Annotated in this window: 20 protein-coding genes and 1 pseudogene; 12 read left to right on the top strand and 9 right to left on the bottom strand. The window is 67.0% G+C overall.

What is annotated here, in order from left to right; all coding sequences use genetic code 11:
* Positions 1-3: 3 nt before the first annotated feature.
* On the bottom strand, positions 4-942 hold the full coding sequence (locus ACFQ50_RS20600; protein ID WP_377997488.1) for a 5'-3' exonuclease H3TH domain-containing protein: 939 nt from the start codon (positions 940-942) through the stop codon (positions 4-6).
* Between the two features lie 67 nt (positions 943-1,009).
* On the opposite strand from ACFQ50_RS20600, the gene ACFQ50_RS20595 reads away from it, so the two are divergent.
* Positions 1,010-1,597, top strand: a complete 588-nt coding sequence (locus ACFQ50_RS20595) for an HhH-GPD-type base excision DNA repair protein (protein WP_377997480.1) — start codon at positions 1,010-1,012, stop codon at positions 1,595-1,597.
* A gap of 51 nt (positions 1,598-1,648) precedes the next feature.
* On the opposite strand, the gene ACFQ50_RS20590 is transcribed toward ACFQ50_RS20595, so the two are convergent.
* From ACFQ50_RS20590 to ACFQ50_RS20575, 4 genes are all read right to left on the bottom strand, one after another.
* The gene (locus ACFQ50_RS20590) at positions 1,649-2,113 is read right to left on the bottom strand and encodes a phage tail protein (protein ID WP_377997479.1); all 465 of its coding nucleotides are present in this window, start codon (positions 2,111-2,113) and stop codon (positions 1,649-1,651) included.
* Between the two features lie 98 nt (positions 2,114-2,211).
* Positions 2,212-3,411 (bottom strand): M20 family metallopeptidase, encoded by a 1,200-nt coding sequence (locus ACFQ50_RS20585; RefSeq protein ID WP_377997478.1) that lies wholly within the window; start codon positions 3,409-3,411, stop codon positions 2,212-2,214.
* 6 nt (positions 3,412-3,417) lie between these two features.
* Complete coding sequence (locus ACFQ50_RS20580) at positions 3,418-4,764, bottom strand: hypothetical protein (protein WP_377997477.1); 1,347 nt, start codon at positions 4,762-4,764, stop codon at positions 3,418-3,420.
* 38 nt (positions 4,765-4,802) lie between these two features.
* Complete coding sequence (locus ACFQ50_RS20575) at positions 4,803-5,966, bottom strand: amidohydrolase family protein (protein ID WP_377997476.1); 1,164 nt, start codon at positions 5,964-5,966, stop codon at positions 4,803-4,805.
* A gap of 117 nt (positions 5,967-6,083) precedes the next feature.
* Between ACFQ50_RS20575 and ACFQ50_RS20570 the strand changes: the two are divergent.
* The 7 genes and pseudogenes from ACFQ50_RS20570 to ACFQ50_RS20540 all read left to right on the top strand — a co-directional run.
* Positions 6,084-6,554, top strand: a pseudogene (locus ACFQ50_RS20570) (aldehyde dehydrogenase family protein); the annotation flags it as partial.
* Between the two features lie 208 nt (positions 6,555-6,762).
* Positions 6,763-7,812 carry a biotin synthase BioB gene (bioB, locus tag ACFQ50_RS20565; protein ID WP_377997475.1) on the top strand — a complete coding sequence of 350 codons (1,050 nt, stop codon included), beginning with the start codon at positions 6,763-6,765 and terminating at the stop codon, positions 7,810-7,812.
* A complete protein-coding gene (locus ACFQ50_RS20560) occupies positions 7,809-8,042 on the top strand; it encodes a hypothetical protein (RefSeq protein ID WP_377997474.1) in 234 nt (77 codons plus the stop codon). Before bioB ends, ACFQ50_RS20560 begins: the two co-directional genes overlap by 4 nt.
* Before the next feature lie 17 nt (positions 8,043-8,059).
* Positions 8,060-9,445 carry an adenosylmethionine--8-amino-7-oxononanoate transaminase gene (locus tag ACFQ50_RS20555; RefSeq protein WP_377997487.1) on the top strand — a complete coding sequence of 462 codons (1,386 nt, stop codon included), beginning with the start codon at positions 8,060-8,062 and terminating at the stop codon, positions 9,443-9,445.
* 8 nt (positions 9,446-9,453) lie between these two features.
* Positions 9,454-10,611 carry an 8-amino-7-oxononanoate synthase gene (locus ACFQ50_RS20550; protein WP_377997486.1) on the top strand — a complete coding sequence of 386 codons (1,158 nt, stop codon included), beginning with the start codon at positions 9,454-9,456 and terminating at the stop codon, positions 10,609-10,611.
* A complete protein-coding gene (gene bioD / locus ACFQ50_RS20545) occupies positions 10,608-11,282 on the top strand; it encodes a dethiobiotin synthase (RefSeq protein ID WP_377997473.1) in 675 nt (224 codons plus the stop codon). The genes ACFQ50_RS20550 and bioD overlap by 4 nt, the downstream gene beginning before the upstream one ends.
* Positions 11,282-12,448, top strand: coding sequence for a cytochrome P450 (locus ACFQ50_RS20540; protein WP_377997485.1), 1,167 nt, complete (start codon positions 11,282-11,284; stop codon positions 12,446-12,448). Before bioD ends, ACFQ50_RS20540 begins: the two co-directional genes overlap by 1 nt.
* Before the next feature lie 29 nt (positions 12,449-12,477).
* On the opposite strand, the gene ribA is transcribed toward ACFQ50_RS20540, so the two are convergent.
* The gene (gene ribA / locus ACFQ50_RS20535) at positions 12,478-14,349 is read right to left on the bottom strand and encodes a GTP cyclohydrolase II RibA (protein ID WP_377997472.1); all 1,872 of its coding nucleotides are present in this window, start codon (positions 14,347-14,349) and stop codon (positions 12,478-12,480) included.
* A gap of 118 nt (positions 14,350-14,467) precedes the next feature.
* Positions 14,468-15,346 (bottom strand): LysR family transcriptional regulator, encoded by an 879-nt coding sequence (locus ACFQ50_RS20530; RefSeq protein ID WP_377997471.1) that lies wholly within the window; start codon positions 15,344-15,346, stop codon positions 14,468-14,470.
* Between the two features lie 130 nt (positions 15,347-15,476).
* Here ACFQ50_RS20530 and ACFQ50_RS20525 point away from each other — a divergent pair, with 130 nt between their 5' ends.
* Positions 15,477-16,637 carry an FAD-dependent oxidoreductase gene (locus ACFQ50_RS20525; RefSeq protein ID WP_377997470.1) on the top strand — a complete coding sequence of 387 codons (1,161 nt, stop codon included), beginning with the start codon at positions 15,477-15,479 and terminating at the stop codon, positions 16,635-16,637.
* A gap of 40 nt (positions 16,638-16,677) precedes the next feature.
* Here the strand turns inward: ACFQ50_RS20525 and ACFQ50_RS20520 are convergent, their stop codons facing one another.
* Complete coding sequence (locus ACFQ50_RS20520; protein ID WP_377997469.1) at positions 16,678-17,313, bottom strand: dihydrofolate reductase family protein; 636 nt, start codon at positions 17,311-17,313, stop codon at positions 16,678-16,680.
* 238 nt (positions 17,314-17,551) lie between these two features.
* Between ACFQ50_RS20520 and ACFQ50_RS20515 the strand changes: the two genes are divergently transcribed.
* Complete coding sequence (locus tag ACFQ50_RS20515) at positions 17,552-18,865, top strand: aspartate aminotransferase family protein (protein ID WP_377997468.1); 1,314 nt, start codon at positions 17,552-17,554, stop codon at positions 18,863-18,865.
* A gap of 59 nt (positions 18,866-18,924) precedes the next feature.
* On the opposite strand, the gene ACFQ50_RS20510 is transcribed toward ACFQ50_RS20515, so the two are convergent.
* Positions 18,925-19,545: a dihydrofolate reductase family protein gene (locus ACFQ50_RS20510; RefSeq protein WP_377997467.1), complete on the bottom strand. Its 621-nt coding sequence runs from the start codon at positions 19,543-19,545 to the stop codon at positions 18,925-18,927.
* A gap of 172 nt (positions 19,546-19,717) precedes the next feature.
* Between ACFQ50_RS20510 and ACFQ50_RS20505 the strand changes: the two genes are divergently transcribed.
* Complete coding sequence (locus ACFQ50_RS20505; protein ID WP_377997466.1) at positions 19,718-20,185, top strand: CHAD domain-containing protein; 468 nt, start codon at positions 19,718-19,720, stop codon at positions 20,183-20,185.
* Between the two features lie 143 nt (positions 20,186-20,328).
* Positions 20,329-21,564, top strand: coding sequence for a putative lipid II flippase FtsW (gene ftsW, locus ACFQ50_RS20500; RefSeq protein ID WP_377997465.1), 1,236 nt, complete (start codon positions 20,329-20,331; stop codon positions 21,562-21,564).
* Positions 21,565-21,723 lie beyond the last annotated feature (159 nt).

The raw sequence follows: 21,723 nt of genomic DNA, 5'->3' as shown, positions 1-21,723 counted from the left end.
ACTCTAGGGACGGCGGTCCAGCGCCTGCAGGAGCCGCCGGACCGAACCGCCGAGGTTCCACTCGGTGGCCAGCCGCTCAAGTTCGTCCCGCGCCTCACCGGTGACAGCGTGCAATTCGGCGCCCGCTTCATCAAGGGACGGCAGGTCCAGATTGCGCACCACGTTGACTACCGTGGGGGCCACCTTGAGATAGTCCGCCGCGGCGGTGAGCTTCGAGCGCACCGAGGACGACACCCCGCCTCCGGGATCCGCCGCCGCAATGAGCAGCCCGTCGAGCGTGCCGTGTTCCAGGAGCAGCGACGCGGCGGTCTTCTCGCCGATGCCGGCGACGCCGGGCAACCCGTCCGAGGCGTCCCCGCGGAGGGTCGCGTAGTCGGCGTACTGCGCAGGCAGCACACGGTACTTTCCCACGACGACGGCGTCGGTCAGAACTTCGAGGTTCCGCATTCCCCGGGCGGTGTAGATGACGCGCACCTGACGGTCGTCGTCGACCACCTGGAAGAGGTCCCGGTCCCCCGTCACCACGTCGACCGGAAGGCTGGCGTGGCTGGCGTAGGTTCCCACAACGTCGTCGGCCTCGTGCTCCGGGGCCCCCACGACGGCGATGCCAGCCAAGTCCAGCACGTGGCGGATCAGGGGGATCTGCGCCTCAAGCGCGTCCGGCACCACTTCCACATCGGCCGCACCCGCCACTGCCTCGGACACCCGGTGGGCTTTGTAGGTGGGAATGAGGTCTACCCGCCACTGGGGACGCCAGTCATCATCCCAGCAGGCCACCAGATGCGTGGCGCCGTAGTCGGTGGTGAGCCGCGCGATCATGTCGAGCAGGCCGCGGACGGCGTTCACCGGGGTGCCGTCGGCCCGGCGGATGGTATCGGGCAGCCCATAGAAGGCACGGAAGTACAGTGAGGCGGTGTCGAGCAGCATCAGGCGGTTGACCATGACTGATCCTGACACGGATTCACTATGCCGTGCCTGTGACACGGGCCGGAAGTGGGAGGATGGGCGCATGGAACTGCACATCACCGGCGACGATGCCGCCGACAAACTGCTCAGCGATGACGCCTTCGCGCTGCTCACCGGCATGCTGCTTGACCAGCAGGTGACCATGGAATCGGCTTTTGCCGGACCCGAAAAAATCCGCACGCGCATTGGCTCCATCAGTCCTGCCGCCGTGGCCGAACACGACCCGGCAGGCTTCGTTGAGGTCTTCAAGGAACGTCCGGCAGTCCACCGCTTCCCCGGTTCCATGGCCGGCCGCGTCCAGGCGCTCGCCGAGGCCGTGCAAAGCGAGTGGGGCGGCGAGGCAACGGCCATCTGGACCCGGGACGAACCGGACGGCAAGGAAGTCCTCCGAAGGCTGAACGCACTGCCCGGATTCGGCGAGCAGAAGGCCAAGATCTTCCTGGCGCTGCTCGGCAAGCAGTGCGGACTCCAGGCGCCGGGCTGGCGTGAGGCAGCGGGCCACTACGGCGCGGAGGGTTCGTACCTCTCGGTGGCTGACATCGTGGATCCGGAGTCGCTGACGAAGGTTCGCGCCAGCAAGCAGGCAGCCAAGGCCGCCGCCAAGGCAGCCAAGGCGCCCGCCGCCGGTTAACGGACACTTACGACGGCGGGCAGTCGCCCTGGTGGGGCTGCTTAGTACACGCTAGTACTCGCCCTTGATCACGAAGTAGGAGCCGCGGATCTCCCCGGCCAGCTTCGACTTTTGGCGCGCGAACTTGAAGCTGGCTGCAAGTTCGTCGGGAACCTCCATGCCCTGAGAGAGCTTGAACCCGACTGCACGCTTCGCTCCCGGTTCGATGCCGTACATCACGTTGACTGCCAGCCCGGATTCGTAGAACACATAAGCCATCCGGAGGCCGTCCACCTCGAAGGAAGTAACCTCGAGCGGACGGGCTGAGAAGACTATGTTGCGCTCGTCGGAAAGGACGCGGTTTACCCAGTCGAGCGTCTCCGGTGCGTCGCCGGCGGGCTCGACGGTGAACGCGTGATCGTACTTGTTCTTGTAATAACGTGCCTCATTGGCGCGCAGTCCCGCCAGCGCGTCTGCCACTGGGGACGTCTCCAGCCCAACGGTGGACACGTTCTGGAAATCTACGGTGTATGGCATGCGCCCTCCTGGTTATGATTCACGGCACTCCTCACCCTAATGTCCACCGCGGCGACCCGGCTTCTCGATTCCTGACCGATAGGCCGCAGCAGCCGACGTCATGCCCTGCCTTGACCGAGCATCCGGGCGGCAGCAAGGTACCCGGTGAGCATGGCTGTGGCGACACGGCTGACGGCCTGTTCATCCGGCGCGAATGTACTGGCGTGCAGGGTTCCGCTCGCCGCCGGCGTCCCGGTAAAGATCATCGCTGCCCGCGCCGCCGAAGCGTAGAACGCAAAATCATCCGAACCGTAGGAACGGAATTCACGGAGTTCATTCCCCCGGGCGCCAAGCCGGCGTCCGATTTCGGCGGCAAGTTCGGCGTCGTTTACCAGGATCGGTTCGCCCTTACTGATCTCCAGGCGCACCGTGCAGTCGTGGGCCAGGCCCACTCCGTTTGCCACCTGGCGGAGACGGTTGTGGATCATCTGCCGTTGCGGCTCCGTCATGGTGCGGATGGTCCCCGTAACCGTTGCCTCTTCCGGGATCGCGTTGGGGCTGACGCCGGCACTGAAAGTCCCGACGGTGAGTACCGCCGACACGGTGGGATCGACGTTGCGTGCAACGATCTGCTGGCAGGAAACCACAAAGGCGCTGGCGGAGAGGAGGGCGTCGGAAGAATGGTGGGGGTAGGCGCCGTGCGCAGACTGGCCGGTGATGACCAGTTCGAATTCATCGGCGGCGGCATTGACCGGTCCCGGCGTGCAGGAATAGGCCAGGGAATCCAGGGCCGGCTGCAGGTGGGCTCCGATAACGGCCCCCACCTCCTGGGCCTCCAGCACCCCGGCCCGCAGTACATCGCGGGCCCCGGATTCACCGACTTCTTCCCTGGGCTGGAGAATGCCCACCAGCGGAGCCGGCAGTGGGATTAGCGAAGCAACAGTGCGGGCAACGGCAATGAATGCCGCCATGTGCACGTCATGTCCGCAGGCGTGCATGGCCCCATTGGTGGCGGCCCAGGGAAGGCCTGTCCGTTCCACGATGGGCAGGGCGTCCATCTCCGCCCTGATTGCGACGGCGGCACCGGCGCCACCGAGGCGGACGATGCCGATGTCTCCGGCCAGTATTTCCTTACGGAATGAGTCGGGCAGCTCGTTCACGAGCGTGGCCAGGGTGTGGCCCTCGTCCCCCGAGACCCGGGGCTGGGCATGCAGTTGCCGGTACAGCACCTGAACGTTCTGCACCTCGGTGGCCAGGCGCGCGAACGCAGGATCTGTGTTGGATGCAGGCCCAATGTCGAATGCCGCTGTACGGTTCATCGCCGGCTAGTACCGCCAGCGGAGGGCGGCAATCACGGCCTCACGGTCGAGCCTGGCAAAACGCCCGGCTTCGCCCCGCCGCACTGCCACATAGGAGTCCACCACATCATGGCCCAAGGCAGTGCGGAGGAAGCTGCTGCCGTCAAGACCGTCCAGGGCCGTCAACATATCAGGGGCAAATGCCCGGATGTCGGCGCGTTCCCTCTCCGCCTCGCTCAATGTCCCCGGGTCGACCGTGACTTCGGCGGGTAGTTGCTGCTGTTCCCTGAAGCCCTCCAGCGCGCTGGCAAGAATTGCTGCAACGGCCAGGTACTGGTTGGCTGAACCGTCGCAGCATTTCACTTCCACGTTCGATTGCTTGTCCTCGTAGCCCTTGAGGCCCGGCACGAAGCGCACGGCGGCCTCGCGGTTGCCCGTGCCCCAGCAGATAAAACTCCCCGCCCACTGTTGGGGTTGAAGCCGGGCCAGGCTCAGGGCGCTGCCTCCCAGCAATGACGAGCTTTCCGCCAGCCTGGCGAGGACGCCTGCGATCATGCTCTCTCCTGCCGGGCTCATCTGCGTCACGGCGGCAGCGTCGTAGAACACATTCCCGTCTACGTTCCGCGCGGAGAAATGGATGTGGCATCCGTTGGTCGCAGTAGTGGAATCAGCTATTGGCGCGTAGGAAACGAGCAATCCATGCCGGCGGGAAACCCTGGCGACGATGAACCGGGCCAGAAGGTAATCGTCCACGGCCTGAACCGGGTTCCGCGGTGCCAGGGCTATTTCCACCTGGCCCCGGCCATACTCGGGATGGATCTGTTCAACCGGAACGCCGGCCTCCACAAGCGATGCCAGCACGTCCAGATTCCAGGCCTCCAGCTGCAGGAATGCCGCCGCGCCGTAGCCCGGACCACTGTGTGCTAGGACAGGCGCATCCTGGGTCCCGCTGAACACTGTGAACTCCAGTTCGAAGCCTGCCGAAACCTCCAGTCCGGCCGCTGCCCACTCGGCAACAACGCGTTTGAGTGCCGTGCGCTGGCAGGTTGGATAAGGGGCACCGTGCAGGTCCACCAGGTCGGCCGGCGCCCAGGCGAGGCCGCTTGCCTTGTCAATGACGGCAACTCCTGAGCGGTCCGGCATTCCGCGCAGGTCACCGACAATGGGATCGATCCCGGACGACCGGGTGACATGGTCATCGGCGGCCAACAGGACTCCGACGCTCACCGAGACGCCGCAACCGTTGTGGAAAGCATCTTCCACCTTGGTCGCGGGCAGAACCTTGACCCTGGATACGCCTGCGTTATCCAGGCAGGAAATGACAAGTGCCCTGACCTGCTGGAGATCCAGGTCCGCCTTTGGATTTGAAGTCACAGCTTTCCTTTCGTTGTTCAGGCGATCGGCATTGGGCTTCAGGGATTCAAGTTGTAGACGCGCCTGGCGTTTTCCGAGGCGACCATCGTGGCAATTCTTTCGGCGTCGTTCGTGGTTGCCCAGCCCGAGGCAACCCAGTCGTCCATCAGCGCTGCGAATGACGTCCGCCAGCTGGCGGCACTGACGGCGTAGTGCTCGGCAAGGCCGTACGAATCCGACGAGTACAGGACCTTGCTGAAAGGCGCGATTTCCATCGCCTGGCGGATGGCGGCACCGGCACTTGGGCCCAGGTAATGCGAAACCAGGCCCACATCCAGATAGACGTGCGGGAAGACCTGGGCGAGGATGCCTGCTTCCCTGATGAAGGGGTAGCAGTGCAGCAGCATGAAATCGACCCCCAGTGACCTGGTCGCATGGAAGAGTGGATTGAGCCGCGATGGATCAGCCCGGAAGAGCTGGAGGTCCGAGTCGCCGTATCCCGCGTGGAGCTGGACGGGAAGGCCTGTGTCGATCCCCGTCCAAAGCCCGAACCTCAGAAGGACGGGGTCGGTGATCCTGGCGCGTCCGGTCTTCTCGGCTGTACGGAACCATTCGCCGGCCGCCTGAAGCACATCCCGCCCGGATGGACGCTCTGCCGGGATGTCGAAACCGTGGCGGTAGGCAATGATGGATTTCACTCCCACGGCCTCCCGGGTTCTGGCCGCCAGCGTCTCCGGGAACTTCGCAACGAAGCCGGCTGCGGTGGACCCGGACGCGAGGTCCTCGGCTACTCTCTCGATGCGGACAATCTCGCGGACCCGGGCATCAGCACGCGTCGCCATGATGGCCGGGTCAAGAAGCCGTGCATCCCGTATGCCCGTGTCAATGAGGTAGTCGGACGTTCCGGTGCTGCGAAGCAGCAGCCTGTTGGCTTCAGCGGCGCCAATGGCGTGGCGGTGCGCGAGGTATTCATCCAGCGGCGCAAGGGGATCGAGTCCCAGGACCGGGGCGCAGACGCGCCGTACCGCCAAGCCGAAGGGCGAATCGAGGCTGTCTGTGCCTGCCGGGCCCGGCCAGTCGGATTCCGTGGCCAGGGTCCTGAACCCGTCATCGCCCAGTTCGCCGTCGACAACGCCGTGGCAGTGGTGGTCGATCAGGGGCAGGTCGATCCTGCGGCTGCCCGTGTCCGTCATGATCACCGCCAACTGGTCGTGTTTGGCCACACCTAGATCGAGTATGGAGCCGATGTCACCGGGAAGAAAGCCGTTAGGCCGGCCGATACGTCACCATCAGCACGCCCGTCCCGGTGGTCGCGCACTCCACCAGGCGCAGCCGCCGCGAACAACGTCCTCGGCCCGCTCCAAAACAAAGCCCAATACGACACCGTCGCCACCCTCGTCCAAGCCGCGAAAGACTCCGGCGCCCGGATCCTCACCGGCGGCAACCCCGACCCCGACCAGCCCGGCTACTTCTACCCCACCACCCTCGTGGCCGACATCGACAACAACCCCCTCGTCACCGAAGAACAATTCGGCCCCGCCCTGCCCATCATCCGCTACACCACCATCGACGAAGCCATCTCCATGGCGAACGGTCTCGACGTCGGACTCGGCGCCTCCGTCTGGTCCCCCAACCTCCCCGCCGCCCGCGACGTCGCTAACCGCATCCAGGCCGGCACCGTCTGGATCAACAAACACGGCGCCGTCGACCCCCGCATCCCCTTCGGCGGCGCCAAACAATCCGGCTACGGCCTCGAATTCGGCGTCGAAGGCCTCAAACACCTCGGCATCCCCCAAATCATCAACGGCTAACCCGACCAACAGAAGCTCATCCAACAAGCCCCAAGGACCGCCGCCGCCAACCGCGACGGCGGCCCTTGCCGTTTTCGCCGCCAGAGTAGGGACCCGACCAATGTCCCGCGGATCTGCTTGTCGGGTCCCCACAAAATCCTGTCCTCGATGGGGAATTAGCGTCAGTTCGGAGGAATATCCGCAGCCATCACACGCAAAGGACCCATCAATGACGATTCAGGCAAACGCGAGCGAAGCCACAAGCCACGCGACTACCCCGGGCACCTACCCCATCCTGGAAACCGCCCGGCAGCAGGTCCTCGAGGACGGCGTCGGGCTGACACAGGCGCAGCTAGAGGAAGTGCTCCGCCTGCCGGATGCGGCCCTGCCGGCGGCACTGCAGCTTGCCCACGAAGTCCGGCTCAGGCACTGCGGGGAGGACGTTGAAGTCGAAGGCATCATCTCCATCAAGACCGGTGGCTGCCCCGAGGACTGCCACTTCTGCAGCCAGTCCGGCCTCTTTGACAGCCCGGTAAGAGGCGTCTGGCTCGACATCCCGGAACTCGTCAAAGCGGCCAAGGAAACCGCCGCCACCGGCGCCACCGAGTTCTGCATCGTCGCCGCCGTCCGCGGCCCCGACATCAAGCTCATGAACCAGATCAAGTTCGCGATCGACCGTATCAACGAAGCCGTGGAGATCAACATCGCCTGCTCCCTGGGCATGCTCACCCAGCGCCAGGTGGACCAGCTCGCCGAGTGGGGCGTGCACCGCTACAACCACAACCTCGAGACGGCCCGCAGCTACTTCCCCGAGGTCGTGACCACGCACAGTTACGAGGAGCGCCTCGATACCTGCCACATGGTCAAGGCCGCCGGCATGGAACTGTGCTGCGGCGCCCTGATCGGCATGGGCGAGACCCTGGAACAGCGGGCCGAACTTGCCGCCCAGCTTGCGGCCCTGGAGCCGCACGAGGTCCCGCTGAACTTCCTCAACCCCCGCCCCGGTACCCCGCTGGAAAACCAGGGCATCATGGACGGCAAGGACGCCCTCCGCGCCATCGCCGCTTTCCGCTTCGCGATGCCCCGCACCGTGCTGCGCTACGCCGGCGGCCGTGAGCTCACCCTCGGCGACCTCGGTACCCGCGAAGGCCTCCTCGGCGGCATCAACGCCGTGATCGTCGGCAACTACCTCACCACCCTCGGCCGCCCGGCAACGGCGGACCTGAACCTGCTGGTCGAGCTGAACATGCCCATCAAGGAACTCCAGAAGACGCTGTGAACGAGGTATCGCTACCCGACCGCTCACCCGGCGGTACCTTTTGCGGGCACTGCGGCGGGACGTCCGACGGCGGCGTCCACCCGGCGTCGTCCGCCCACCGGGAGTGCGGCGAACGGCTGACCATGGAACCGCCGCGCTACTGCACCGCCTGCCGGCGCCGGATGAAAGTCCAGGTGACGCCGCTGGGCTGGTCCGCGGAATGCTCGCGCCACGGGGCGCTGGTCCCGTGACGCTGGATTCGCACCCGATGGGCCTGCTTCAACGGGACCGCGCACGGTTATGGCACCCCTACGCACCGGCCTCCCCGGACCTCCCGCTGTGGGAGGTGGAGGCGGCCGACGGCGTGCGGCTGCGGATCCGCGGTGAAGACGGCACCCGCCACGAGGTGATCGACGCGATGTCCTCCTGGTGGTCGGTGATCCACGGCTACCGCCACCCGGCGCTGGATGCCGCCGCCAAGACGCAGCTGGACAAGTTCAGCCACGTGATGTTCGGCGGGCTCACCCATGCCCCGGCGGTGGAACTGGCCGAGCGCCTGGTTGCCATGGCCCCTGCCGCCCCGGGCCGGTCCGGGTTGGACCGGGTGTTCCTGGCGGACTCCGGCTCAGTCGCCGTGGAGGTGGCGCTGAAGCTGGCAGTGCAGTTCCAGACCGCGTCCGGACATCCGCAGCGGCAGCGGTTCCTCAGCCTCCGCGGCGGCTACCATGGCGACACGTTCGCGGCCATGGGGATCTGCGACCCGGTGGACGGCATGCACTCTGCTTTCCCGGGTCTGCTCGCCGGCAACGTGTTTGCGCCCCGTCCTCCGGCGGCGGCGTCGGCAACCCCGGAAGTGGTGCAGGCGTGGGCATCCGACGTGGCGGGGGTTGCGGCCGCGAACTCGGTGGAACTGGCCGCGGTCGTCGTCGAACCGGTGCTGCAGGGTGCCGGTGGCATGCACGCGTACCCGGCCGAATGCCTGACGGCGCTCCGGCAGGTGGCGGACCGGCACGGGCTGCTGCTCATCTTCGACGAGATCGCCACCGGCTTCGGCCGGACCGGCGAGCTGTTCGCGGCCGATCATGCCGGCGTGGTGCCCGACATCATGTGCGTGGGCAAGGCCCTGACCGGCGGCTACCTTACACTCGCCGCCATGCTGTGCACCGCTGAGGTGGCCGCGGCTGTTTCCGGCGGCCACGCCGGTGCCCTGCTGCACGGTCCCACGTTCATGGGCAATCCGCTGGCGTGTGCCGTGGCCAACGCCAGCCTCGGCATCATCGAGACCGGCCGCTGGCGGGCCGACGTCGCCCGGATCGGCACCGGTCTGGCGTCCGGGCTGGCGCCCGTTCTGGAACTCGGGGCGGTCCGGAACGTCCGCACCATCGGCGCCGTCGGGGTCATCGAGCTGCATGACGCCGTCGACGTCCCCGCGGTCACAGCGGCAGCCATCCGCCACGGCGTCTGGGTCCGCCCGTTTAGGAACCTCGTCTACACCATGCCGCCATACATCAGCACCGCTGCGGACATCGCGCAGATCGCCGCCGGGATGACGGCGGCGGTCGCCGAGGTCCATGAAACCGGGGTCCATGTAACCGGGGTTCAGGCAGCCGGGGTCCTGGAACGAGTTCATGCCCGGTCCGGAAGTACGTCATGAGCAATTCCATGGCCGAATGGCTCGAACGGCAGGCCGCCGTCCGGGAACGCCGGGGCCAGGTCCGCCGCCCGCTCCCCCGCGCCGCGCACGAACAGTTCATCGACCTGGCCAGCAACGACTATCTGGGCCTGGCCACAGACCCGAGGGTGGCCGGGAAAGCCGCTGAGGCCGCGTCGCGGTGGGGCGCCGGCGCCACGTCCTCGCGCCTGGTGGCCGGAACCACGCGGCTGCATCTGGACCTCGAGCAGGAACTGGCCACTCTGGCCGGCATGGAAGCGGCGCTGGTCTTCTCCTCCGGCTACCTGGCAAACATCGGTGCGATCACGGCGCTTGGCGGTCCCGGGACCCTGATCGTCGCCGATGAGCACTGCCACGCCTCGATGATCGACGGCTTCCGGCTCAGCCGTTCCCGCACCGAATCATTCGCCCACAACCGCGTTGAGGACGCCAGTAAGCTGCTCGCCGGCCGTAAGGAACCGCGGGCGATTGTCGCCGTCGAATCCGTCTACAGCGTCCTCGGCGACGAGGCGCCGCTCACCGATCTGTTGGCCCTGGCCGAAGAGCACGACGCCATGCTGCTCATCGACGAGGCCCACAGCCTCGGCGTCACCGGCGCCGGAAGTTTTCAGGGGCGGGGCTCGGTGGCCGGAACCGCCCTTGCCGGGCATTCCAGCGTGATCGTGACGGCCACACTGTCCAAGGCGCTGGGTTCCCAAGGCGGCGCTGTCCTGGGATCCGCCCTGCTGCGTGACCACCTCCTCAACCGGGCCCGCAGCTTCATCTTCGACACCGGGCTGGCGCCGGCGTCCACCGCAGCTGCCCTCGCCGCGGCGCGGATCATTAGGGACGAACCGTGGCGGGCGGCTTCCGTGCACGGCAACGCAGGCGCCCTTGCCGCGGGACTTGCGCCGGCCCTGGCCAGCCGCGGCGCAATCCCCGATCGGACAACGGGGGCCGTCCAGTCCATCCCCATGCCGTCCGCCGAATCGGCCCTGGCCGCCGCCGAGTCCGCGCGCCGGGCCGGAGTCCGTGTCGGCTGCTTCCGCCCGCCGTCCGTTCCGGACGGTATCTCGCGGCTGCGGCTCACCGCCCGTGCCACCCTCACGCCCGAAGAAATCGAAGACAGCTGCGCAGTGCTGCGCGCCATTTTGGAGGAACTTCCATGAACCTGCCCCCTATCGTTCTGGTCACAGGAACGGACACCGGCGTCGGCAAAACCATCACGACGGCGGCCCTGGCCGCCCTCCTGCACGTTACGGGCCGCAGCGTCGGGGTTTACAAGCCGTGCCAGTCCGGTGCCGCCGACGGCGACTCCGACGCAGCCGAAATCGTCCGGCTCGCGGGCGTGACGGCGGAAGCCGGCGTCGTCCTTCAGGAACCCATGGCGCCTGTCGCGGCTGCTGCCCATGACGGGATGCCCCTGCCCGCTTTGGCTTCGCACGCAGAGCGGATCCGCGAACTCGCCGCCTCCCACGACCACGTCCTGGTGGAGGGTGCCGGAGGCCTGTTGGTGGAACTGGATTCGGACGGCGGCACCCTGGCAGACCTCGGGTCGCTGCTGACGGCGGCATTCGTCGTCGTCACACGGCCGGGGCTCGGCACGCTGAACCACACAGCCCTGACCCTGGAGGCACTGTCCGCGCGCGGGCTGGATGTCCTCGGCACCGTGCTCGGCAGCTGGCCCGTCAGCCCCGGCGCGGTTCACCACAGCAACCGGCAGGTGCTCCGGAAGCTGCGGGTTCCCCTCCTCGGGGCCCTTCCCGAGCAGGCCTCCGAATTGTCCCCGGCTGACTTCCGCGCCGGCGCCGCCGCGTGGCTGAACGGGGTGCGGGCATGATGCCGGCAGCGATGGCCAGCCCCGCGGAAGCTCCCCGCGCGTCCAAGTGCCCGTACCTCGTGGTCCGGGACCCGGATTCGGTCCGCGACGTCCTCCACCGTCCTGCCGACTTCAGCCCCGCCAATGCGCTGGTGGCGGTGACGCCGCTGGAGGGACCGGCCCTGCGTGTACTGCAGCGGGCGGGCTTTGCCTTGCCGCCCGTGCTGGCCAGCAACGACACCGGCACGCACGGCGGAATCCGGAAGGTGGTGGCCGGTTTCTTCACGCCCGCCACCGTGGCCGCCATGGAGCCGCGAATCCGGGAACTTGCCAGGGAAGCGGCCGCGGATGCCGCCGGCCAGCTCGCCCGGTCCGGACATGCGGACCTCGTGCAGACGGTGGCGGCGTTTCCGCCCGCCGTCGTCATGCTCGAACTGCTCGGACTCCCCGTGCGGGATCTAGCGGCCCTCAAGCGCTGGGGCCTCGACTCCATGGAGCTGTTCTGGGGCTGGCCTGGCCCGGAACGGCAGCTTGAACTGGCCAGCAGCGCCGCCGAGTTTTACGTCTGGCTGCGCCGGCTCGTGGCGGATTCGGTGACGGCTCCGGGGCGCAACCTGTTCAAGTCCCTTGCCGGGCACGGCCTTTCGAGGACCGAGATCTGCTCGCTCGGCTACTTCCTGCTGATCGCCGGCCAGGAAACCACCACCCAGCTGATCAGCACCACGCTGTTCCGGCTGCTGGAGGGTGCGGCGCCCGTGGGCTGGCGGGAAACGGCCTCGAAAGCCGGCGCCACGTCAGTGGTCCGGCATGTGCTGGCCACGGAATCGTCCGTCCCCACCTGGCGCCGTGTGACCGCCCATGACACGGACCTTGGCGGCGGCCGGCTCCCCGCCGGCACCGAGATACTGCTTGAACTGTCGGGCAACCAGATCACTGCAGGCACCGAACCCAAAAGCGCGCCCCCGCAGGAGGAGGCCGGGCGTGGACTTTCGACCGGTCTGGTTTTCGGTTCCGGCATCCACCGCTGCCTCGGGGCCAAGCTCGCCGAACTGGAGGCCGCCGTCATCATCCAGGAAACCGCGGCGGCGCTGCCGGGGATTCAGCTGCGGGACCACGAACCCGAGTGGATCCGGCTTCTGTCCTTCCAGGCACCCCGGACCGTCAGAGTGATGAACCCGCCGGGCTGACCGGAGCACGGACGAAACCGGGCAGCGATTTAGAAGGAAGTAACCGTGAACCCAAGCCCCAGCAGGCCCCGGCCCGCCTGCTCAAGGATCGGATCCAAGCTCAGGGTCGGGTGGTTGAGGAGCACGTTCACGTCGCGCTGGATCCGCTGCAGGGGGTGCGCAAGCCGGTGGGCGCTCCCGCCCGAGCCAGCGACGGCGAGCCGTACTGCTTCCTCCGCCGCCTCACCGGCGAGGGCAAGGGAGAGCCGGTAGCTGGCGCGTTCGTCTTCCGTCAGCGTTGATGGGAGGCGCTGATGGGACCCAGCCACCGTCGTGACTGCCTCCTGCCAGTGCAGCCGCGCCGTGGCCACCAGTCCGTAGCTTTTCGAGAAGCGGGCCTGTGCCAGGGGTGAATCCGCCTGCCGGTTGTCAACGGTGTTCTTCACCTTGCGCACCAGCATCTTTTCCCGGAAGACGTCGACAGCGTACTCGGCGGCTCCCAGGGCGGCCGCCGGTGCCACCAGGTTCAGCAGCGTGGCCATGGGGGTGTGGATCATCGGGTCCTCGTGGATCAGGCTGCCCGGGTTGTCCGCCGCGCTCAGCAAGGTCCAGTCCATGGCGCGGTGCTCCGGCACAAACAGGTCCTTCGCCCGCAGGTCGTTGCTGCCAGTTCCCCGCAGCCCGTCCGTGTGCCACACATCCAGCAGTTCCAGTTCTGCCACGGGGACGAGGCACTGCAGCCGGACGCCGTCCGACTGCACCGAGAGCAGGGCCCACTCCGAATGCATGACCCCGGACGCGAAGCTCCAGTGGCCCGAGATCGAGAATCCTCCCGGGACCTTTTGGGCTGTGCCCACGGGAGCGCTTGTGGCCGCGGCCAGCGGATCAGGTCCGTTGGCGAACACTTCATCCTGGACCCGTTGGGGCCAGCGGGCCAGCATCCACACGTGCTCGATCAGGTGCCCGGCAGTCCAGGCAGTTGACGCGCAGCCCCGGGCAAGCCGCCGGATAACCTCGGCATAGGTTTCCACGCCCATGCCGTAGCCGCCCAGCTCCCTTGGGGCCAGGAGCCGGAACACGCCGGCCTCCTTCAGCTCATTCATGGTGGATTCCGGGAGGCGGCGCAGCCGCTCCGTTTCCTCCGCCCGCTCCCGCAGCCGGGGAACCAGCGCGTCAACGCGGCTGAGCATCTCCTCGTGGCTGGGGACGGTGCCCACCGGCACCACTGGTACGGGCCCGACGTCGGCCCTCGAAAGTTCCAGCGTGTGTGCGGTACGGTCCCGCTTCGCCGCCAGATATCCGTGGTTGGCCGGCGAAAGGTAAACCCCGGTGGGAACCTGTTCGGCGACGTCGATGCCGAGGGCCGTCAGCTGTTCGGCCTTGTCCGGGTTGTTGCTCAGCAGACGGATCCGGGTGGCGCCGAGGGCGTCCAGCATTTGGGCGGCGGCAGTGTAGTCGCGCTCGTCCTCGCCGTGGCCCAGGGCCAGGTTGGCGTCGTAGGTATCGAGGCCTGTGTCCTGCAGGGCGTAGGCGTCGAGCTTGGAGTACAGGCCGATGCCGCGCCCCTCCTGCCGGAGGTAAAGCAGGAACCCGCCGGCCGCGGCGATCTCCTCCACAGCCTCGCGCAGCTGCGGCCCGCAGTCACAGCGCTGGCTGCCGAACACGTCGCCGGTCATGCATTCGCTGTGCAGCCGGACCAGCGGCACATCATGTGCGAGGAGCTGCTGTTCCCACTGGCCCAAGGCGAGCAGCAGGTGCTCCTTGCCGTCCGCGAGGCCGCGGAACGTCAGCACCTCAGCTGTAGTGCTGAATCCGTCCGGAAAGCGCAGCGGCACAGTGACTTGGCTGCGAACACTGACGGGGCTGCGCCTGGCAGTGGGCAGGGGCGCAGCCTGCAGTGCGGTTTCAACACAAGCGGTCATTCGAGGTCCTCGACATTCCAGGAGAAAATTACTTGAAGCTTGAATCAACGGTAGCGGTATTTAGTTCAAGCTTCAAGTAATTTCACTTTTCCGGCTGTGCAACCTGCGATCACAGGACTTATACCGAAATCTCTCCCCTGAGGCAGCGGATGAACTCATCCACGGCGGGAGAAGTGCCAAGAGGGCGGGCTACGTGAAGCTCCGTCTGCGGCCTGTCCACAAAGCGGCGCGTAGTGACTCCCGGCATCTGGAACCGCTGCACCGATTCAGGGAGGACCGAGACCCCCAACCCCGCCGCGACAAGGCCGAGGACCGTTTCCTGATGGATGGCCTGCTGGACGACGGCCGGCGGGGTGGGCAGGGTCCCGAAGAGCCGGAGCACCCTCGCCACGAACCCGGGCATCAGCCGGTAGGGAAACAGGATCATTGGCTCCCCCTCAAGATCCGCGGGGCGGACCGCCTTCGCCGCCGCCAGCGGGTGTGTGTCGGGAAGGACCACCACCAGGTCTTCCGCGCCCAGCAGTTCGAGGCGCAGCCCGGGCACGTCACCGGGGTCCCGGATGAGGCCCAGGTCGAGGTTGCCGTCCAGCAACTGCTCAATCTGCTCTCCGCTGGTGAGCGGGTGGAGCACGAGGTCAATGCGGGGGCGGTGATGGCGGAAGGCCCGGATGGCTTCGGGCACCGTGGTGTAGCTTGCGGAACTGACGAAGCCCACCCTGATCTTGCCGCTCTTGCCGGCGGCGACGTCGGCGACATCTCCGGCAGCGTCGTCCAGGTCAGCCATGGCGGCCTGGATGCGTTCCTTGAACGCCTGGCCGGCTGCCGTCAGCCTCACGCGGCGGGTGGTGCGGTCAAAGAGCTGGACACCAAGCTCGCGCTCGAGCCCCTTGACGGCGACGGTCAGCGGCGGCTGGGTGATGTGCAGGAGTTCGGCGGCGCGGCCGAAGTGCAGCTCGTCTGCGACGACGAGGAAATACCTGAGCTGCCGGAGTTCCATGGCGATTCTTTCGACTGACGCTAATAATTACAAGGCAAATTATATTGGACCGGATGCTCTCACGGGTGAGTTACTGGATGGGAGGAGGGCACCGCCCCGTTGCCCATCCCCCGCCAAGAGGAGCCGCCCCATGGAATCGACCGAATACGCCGTCGTCGGCGCTGGGCTGTCCGGAGCTGCCACTGCCTGGCATCTCGCCGCCCGCGGCCACGACGTTGCCCTGCTCGAACGCTCAACCCCTGCCAACGATGCAGGCAGCTCCCACGGCTCCGCCCGGATCTTCCGCTACGCCTACCCCGACGAGTTCTACGCCGGCCTCGTCCAGGAAGCGAAAACCGGATGGGACGAACTGGCCCGCCTCAGCGGCAAACAGCTCATCACCCCGGCCGGCGCCGTGGACTACGGCGCCATCCGCCAGCCCGAACGCCTCGCCGCCGTCCTGCAGGCACGCGGCATTGACCACGAACTCCTCAGCGCCGAGGAAGCCCGGCAGCGATGGCCCCAAATCGCCTTTGACACCCAGGTCCTGTGGCACCCGGACGCCGGCGTCATCGACGCCCACGAATCCGTCGCCTCAATGGTGGACCAGGCCGTGGCCCACGGCGCGGAACTCCACAACAACTGGGCCGTCACCTCAATCACCGCCTCAAATGCTGGCTACGTGCTGACCTCCGCCGACGGCCGGTCCCTGCACGCGGCCAACGTCATCGTCGCCGCCGGCGGCTGGCTCCCCCAGCTGCTCGGATCGCTGGCACTGCCCTCATCCTTCCTGGCCTCGATCCCGCGCCTTGAGGTACGCCAGGAACAGGCCTACCACTTCCCCTACGCCGACGGCACCGGTCACGAGGCCTCACCCTGGCCGACGTTCATCCACAAGCGTGAAGGCTGGCAGGCCTACGGTCTGCCCGGAGGCCGCGACGCCGGCTACCGCGGACAGAAGATCGCCGAATACAACGGCGGAAAGATCCTGCCATCGGCCGCAGAACAGGACGGACAGATCAACCCGGACAACCGCCGTCGGGTCATCGAATACGTCGAACAGTACCTCCCCGGACTGATCCCGGAACCCTACGCAGAAACCACCTGCCTCTTCACCAACACCCCCACCGAGGACTTCATCCTCGACCGCGCCGACGGCATCACCATCCTCTCCCCCTGCTCCGGCCACGGCGCCAAATTCGCACCGCTGATCGGACAGCTCGCCGCCGACCTGGCAACCGGCGCAGGAACCGTCCCGGACCAATTCCGGCTCGCCGTCCAGGCCCAGGCAGAGGCGGTAGCGCACGCATGACCGCCGGCACCACTCTGGGCTGAATCGGCCGGGGCTGCTTTTACCTTGGCCCGCCGCCCGGCGGACCATCAATCACCGTGGGGACGTACTCCAGCAGCTGAAGCCGGCCGTCGAACGTCCTGCTGTCCACCATCTCCAGCGAGACGTCAGGATAGCCGTCGTAGATCCGCTCCCGCCCGGTGCGGCCCGTGATCACCGGGAAGACGACAAGCCGGAACCTGTCGACGAGGCCGGCGGTCAGCAGCGACCGGCAAAGGCTCAGGCTGCCGAGGGTACTCAAAGGCCTGGTGCCGGTCCGTTTCATTTCCCTCACGGCCTCCACGGCATCCCCGGTGACCAGCTCCGAGTTGGGCCAGGCCAGAGGTGCCTGCAGGGTGGAGGAGAAGACCACCTTGGGCACGGCGTCAAGGCCGGTCAGGGCGGCTCCCTCCTCCTGGGAGAAGTCTGCGCCTTCGGCCGCGGCTTCTCCGGACATGCCGGACATCACCCGGTAGGTGTTCGCCCCCAGAAGGAAGGTGTGGTTCTTCTTCCCTTCCTCCTCGAGCCAGCCCAGGTATTCCGGGCCTTCCAGTCCCCACCAGCCTGGCCATCCCTCGGCCGAGGCATAACCGTCCAGGGAGATGATCAGATCCACCATTAGTTCCGCCGATGACGTTTCTGCAGTTGCCTCGCCCATGGCCGTCTCCTCGATCTGATCGATGTTGGTGGCTGACCGGGCGCTGCGCCGTCGGCGCCCGTGCCGGCAATGCTATCCACGGAGCGGGCGGCCGTTCAAGGGTCCGCTCCATTGCCTTCCCGGCGCTGAAGAACCGGGCCGCGTGTCGCGCCTGGCGGGGAGGAAGTGCTCTGGAAACTGCTGCTGGAAGGTGCCACAGTGAAGCAAGCCGTCCGGCACGCATTCAACGGAGGATGTCATGAATCTCGACGATCTGGTCTTCCACCCTTGGGCCGTGCAGGGGCCGCGCGAGGTGCCAACGTTGATCGGCGGCTCCGGGAGCCACGTCTTCGACGTCAACGGACGGAGCTACCTGGACTTCAGCTCGCAGCTGGTGTTCACCAACCTCGGGCACCAGCATCCGCGCATCGTTGCTGCGATCAAGGAGCAAGCGGACCGCTTGTGCACCCTTGCCCCTGGCCACGCGTCCGATGTCCGGGGCGAAGCGGCCCGGCTGATCATTGAGGTCGCACCGGAGCGCCTCGGGCACGTGCTCTTCACCACCGGCGGAACGGAGGCCATCGAGCATGCGGTGCGGATGGCGCGTCTGCACACAGGACGGCCCAAGGTGCTTGCCGCCTACCGCTCCTATCACGGCTCGACCACCACATCGATCCACCTCACGGGCGACCCGCGCCGCTGGGCCTCGGACACGGGTGCGGCGGGCGCCGTACATTTCTTTGGTCCTTTCCTGTACCGGTCCGTCTTCGGATCACGGACGCCGGAGGAAGAGTCCGAACGGGCGCTGGCCCATCTCGATCAGGTGATTCTCATGGAAGGCCCGTCCACAATCGCCGGCCTGGTCCTGGAATCAGTCGTTGGCAGTTCGGGCGTCATCGTTCCGCCGCCCGGCTACCTGCGCGGGGTCCGCGAGTTGTGCGACCGCCACGGCATCGTCTACATCGCCGACGAGGTGATGGTGGGCTTTTGCCGCACCGGAGCGTGGTTCGGGGTGGACCATGCTGGTGTGGCACCAGACCTGATGGCGTTCGCGAAGGGTGTCAACAGCGGGTACGTTCCGCTGGGCGGCGTACTGGTCAGCGACACGATCTTTGAGACGTTCACCAAACGCCCCTACCCGGCGGGCATGACCTACAGCGGCCACCCTCTGGCCTGCGCAGCAGCCGTCGGCGCCATCACTGCGATGCACCAGGAAGGCACTGCTGCGGCAGCTGCCCGGCTTGGCAAGGATGTCCTGGGGCCGGCACTCAGGGTGTTGGCCGGGAAGCACCGGTCCGTTGGGGATGTGCGGGGTATCGGCGGCCTCTGGAGCCTGGAGCTGGTCCGGAACCGGCAGACGAAAGAGCCGCTCGTGCCCGCAGGAGCCACAGCCGCTGACAGCGCGCCGATGATTGCCGTCGCCAGGGCGTGCCTGGACCGGGGGCTTTTGCCGCTGATCCAGGGCAACCGTGTCAATGTCGCTCCACCTCTCAACGTGACAGACTCCGATGCGGCAGCGGGCGTGGCCATCCTGGACGAGGCACTGTCTGCGGCCGACGCGTACCTGAGCTAAAGCTGTGCAGGCCAGTTCGTCACGGGTCACCGTTCGTCCCGGGTCGCTGCCCAGCCGGATCAGGACTGCAGGCGGTAAGTCACGTGCGTGACCAGGCTCGCTGCCCGGGCCGTCACCTGCTCAAGCTTCAGCGGCGGCACGCCCTCGAACAGCCGCGTGCCGGCGCCGAACGTAAGCGGCGCAATGTGCACGCGCAGTTCGTCGATCAGTCCCGCGGCGAGGCACTGGTTGATGGTGGTGGCGCCGCCACCAATGGCGACATCGCCATCGCCGGCCGCCGCGCGTGCCTGTGACAGGGCAGATTCGATGCCCTCGGTGACGAAGTGGAACGTGGTGCCGCCGGCCATCGGCTGCGGTTCGCGCGCATGGTGGGTGAGGACGAAGACCGGGCCGTGGAACGGCGGATCGCCGCCCCACCAACCGTTCCACTGCCGGTCCCACTCACCACGCACGGGGCCGAACATGTTGCGCCCCATGATGAATGCTTTTGCGGCAATGATCTGGTCGATTTCCGCCCGGTTCTCGTCGGGAGTCTTGAACATCCAGGCGTGCAGTGCGTCGCCGGTGCCGTCGCCGCCGTCGTCACCGAACGGGCGTTGCTCGGTCTGGTTGAGCCCGGCCGAGAAACCGTCGGCCGTGACTGTGATGTCGCAGACCACCCTGCCCATACCTTCAGTCATTGCATCAGCATAGACAGCCATGGCACCGCGTCCAATGGCTCTGCTCATGAGAAGACCCTCACAGGCTTCTCATGGCTGTCTCAGGTCGGCGGATCACCATGAAAGGTATCGAAGGCGATGAAATCATCTGGGCCTTCTTCCGGCCCGGGCATCGGGACAGTCGGGACAGAAAATGCTGAAAGCTCTGGAAAACACCCACCACCAAGCCGGGCCGGCGGCGTCATCCTTCCTCTTCGATCAGGTCGCGGCGCTGCTCTGTTACGACCCCGGCGTGCGGTCCGGCGAGCAGGACGCCTCCAGCGCCATGGGTGCCGCCACGGGCCGGGTCTGGTCAGTTCTCGGGGACCGCAGGCTCTTCGACAGGACCACGGTGGACGGTCTCCGGGCTGAGCTGGCATGGCTTTCCGAAGCCCTGGGTCCACTCAGCCACTCCGCACCGGTGCGCGATCAGACCCGGTCCAACGTCCAGGGCCCTGCCCAGGAATCCGCGTACGAAGCGGCTTACGACAGGGCACTCGCTGCCCTCGAATCAGGCAGGTACTTCCGGCTGGTTGCCGATCTTCAAGAGTTCTGTTCCGCTCCCCCGGTCAGGCAGCCGCGGCACAGGCACCTCTACAGCCGGAGCCTCTACCGGGGTTGACCCCGCGTCCGGCAAAGCACCCGCGTCCGGCGAACCACCGGATCCCGGGCGCCAGGACGTATGATTTCTCCCCGGTGGGTTCTCCTTCCCGGAATGGCCCGGAGCAGGGCCGGCCCCAAGGGAAGGAAACACGTGATGGCAAAATGACCGCAAAGCTTCCGTCGAGCAATGTGACGGGGCGCGGCGACGTCCTGCTCCGCATCGGACGCTGGCTAGGTGATGAGTCCGGGGACCGCACCCGGCCGGTCATCCTGGCAGTGGTGCTGGTACTGGCAGCACTCGGCCTCATCGAGGTGGCGTCGGCGTCGTCGGTGGAGTCCGTGGCGGCCGGAAAGAACCCGTACGACCTTCCGCTCAAGCAGGCCATGTGGACGGCGGCCGGCATAGCCATCATGTTCGGCCTGGCACGCCTCCGGACCCGGCACATCCGCTGGCTCGCCTGGCCTCTGCTGGGGGCCGCCGTCGTATCCCTCGGCCTGGTGTTCACGCCCTTGGGCATGACCGTGAACGGCAACCGGAACTGGCTGGGCTTCGGCGGTTTTACGGTCCAGCCTTCCGAGTTCGCCAAGCTCGCGCTCATCGTCTGGGCAGCGGCCGTCCTGTCACGCAAGCAGGCGCTGCTTCACGAATCGAAGCACGCCATCGTCCCGCTGCTGCTGCCAACCGGCGCCATCATCATCGGGCTGGTCGCCCTGGGCCATGACCTGGGCACGGTCATGATCATCATGATGATCCTCGCCGCCACCATGTTTTACGGCGGCGTGCGGATGAAAGTCTTCGGCGTCGCGGGCATCCTCGGCGCTCTGCTGGCCCTCATCCTGGCCGCCACCAGCGGCAACCGCGTCTCCCGCATTTCGTCCTGGCTCGGCGCGGGTTCCGCGGACGATTCCCAGGGCGTCGGCTACCAGGCGCTGCACGGCCAGTACGCCCTGGCCTCCGGCGGCTGGTTCGGCGTCGGTCTGGGGCAGAGCCGGCAGAAATGGAACTGGATCCCGGAAGCCCACAACGACTTCATCTTCACAATCCTCGGCGAGGAACTCGGCCTGGCCGGAACTCTCCTGGTGCTCGTGCTGTTTACGGTCCTTGGCATCGCTGTTTTCAAGGTCATTGCCCGGACCCAGGACACGTTCGCCCGAATCGTCTCCTCCAGCGTGATCACCTGGATCATCGGACAGGCCGTCGTGAACATCGCCATGGTCACCGGCCTGCTTCCGGTCATTGGCGTGCCCCTGCCATTCATCTCCTACGGCGGCTCCGCGATGATCTCTTCCCTGGCCGGCGTCGGCATGATCCTGGCCGTCACCCGCCCTCAGCCTGTTCAGGCTGCCCGACCGAAGAGGCAGCGGCTGCCAGCGCCGGCGGGTCGGGTACGGTCCTAATCCTGTGCGGCCGCCGCGCTGGCCTTGGCGGCCGCAGCGGGGGCGGCGCTTGTGCCGTCCACGCCAGGCATCGCGACAACGGCAACCACGGTGAGTACAGCACTCACCAACACTGCCAGGAAGACGGCGGCCGACGCCGACACGATTGTCTGCGGATCG

This window comes from Arthrobacter sp. NPDC056493 (genome assembly GCF_042795115.1).
Taxonomy (GTDB): domain Bacteria; phylum Actinomycetota; class Actinomycetes; order Actinomycetales; family Micrococcaceae; genus Arthrobacter.
The sequence above is the reverse complement of the archived record's forward strand: the minus strand, read 5'-3'. Positions and strand labels throughout refer to the sequence as shown.

What these genes read in the sequence shown, in the direction of transcription:
- ACFQ50_RS20585 (WP_377997478.1), bottom strand. Translation starts at nt 3,411, where the DNA reads ATGAACCGTACAGCGGCATTCGACATTGGGCCTGCATCCAACACAGAT.
- ACFQ50_RS20595 (WP_377997480.1), top strand. Translation starts at nt 1,010, where the DNA reads ATGGAACTGCACATCACCGGCGACGATGCCGCCGACAAACTGCTCAGC.
- ACFQ50_RS20550 (WP_377997486.1), top strand. Translation starts at nt 9,454, where the DNA reads ATGGCCGAATGGCTCGAACGGCAGGCCGCCGTCCGGGAACGCCGGGGC.
- ACFQ50_RS20600 (WP_377997488.1), bottom strand. Translation starts at nt 942, where the DNA reads ATGGTCAACCGCCTGATGCTGCTCGACACCGCCTCACTGTACTTCCGT.
- ACFQ50_RS20540 (WP_377997485.1), top strand. Translation starts at nt 11,282, where the DNA reads ATGCCGGCAGCGATGGCCAGCCCCGCGGAAGCTCCCCGCGCGTCCAAG.
- ACFQ50_RS20590 (WP_377997479.1), bottom strand. Translation starts at nt 2,113, where the DNA reads ATGCCATACACCGTAGATTTCCAGAACGTGTCCACCGTTGGGCTGGAG.
- bioD (WP_377997473.1), top strand. Translation starts at nt 10,608, where the DNA reads ATGAACCTGCCCCCTATCGTTCTGGTCACAGGAACGGACACCGGCGTC.
- ftsW (WP_377997465.1), top strand. Translation starts at nt 20,329, where the DNA reads ATGACCGCAAAGCTTCCGTCGAGCAATGTGACGGGGCGCGGCGACGTC.
- ACFQ50_RS20530 (WP_377997471.1), bottom strand. Translation starts at nt 15,346, where the DNA reads ATGGAACTCCGGCAGCTCAGGTATTTCCTCGTCGTCGCAGACGAGCTG.
- ACFQ50_RS20525 (WP_377997470.1), top strand. Translation starts at nt 15,477, where the DNA reads ATGGAATCGACCGAATACGCCGTCGTCGGCGCTGGGCTGTCCGGAGCT.
- ACFQ50_RS20520 (WP_377997469.1), bottom strand. Translation starts at nt 17,313, where the DNA reads ATGGGCGAGGCAACTGCAGAAACGTCATCGGCGGAACTAATGGTGGAT.
- ribA (WP_377997472.1), bottom strand. Translation starts at nt 14,349, where the DNA reads ATGACCGCTTGTGTTGAAACCGCACTGCAGGCTGCGCCCCTGCCCACT.
- ACFQ50_RS20515 (WP_377997468.1), top strand. Translation starts at nt 17,552, where the DNA reads ATGAATCTCGACGATCTGGTCTTCCACCCTTGGGCCGTGCAGGGGCCG.
- ACFQ50_RS20505 (WP_377997466.1), top strand. Translation starts at nt 19,718, where the DNA reads ATGCTGAAAGCTCTGGAAAACACCCACCACCAAGCCGGGCCGGCGGCG.
- ACFQ50_RS20555 (WP_377997487.1), top strand. Translation starts at nt 8,060, where the DNA reads ATGGGCCTGCTTCAACGGGACCGCGCACGGTTATGGCACCCCTACGCA.
- ACFQ50_RS20510 (WP_377997467.1), bottom strand. Translation starts at nt 19,545, where the DNA reads ATGACTGAAGGTATGGGCAGGGTGGTCTGCGACATCACAGTCACGGCC.
- bioB (WP_377997475.1), top strand. Translation starts at nt 6,763, where the DNA reads ATGACGATTCAGGCAAACGCGAGCGAAGCCACAAGCCACGCGACTACC.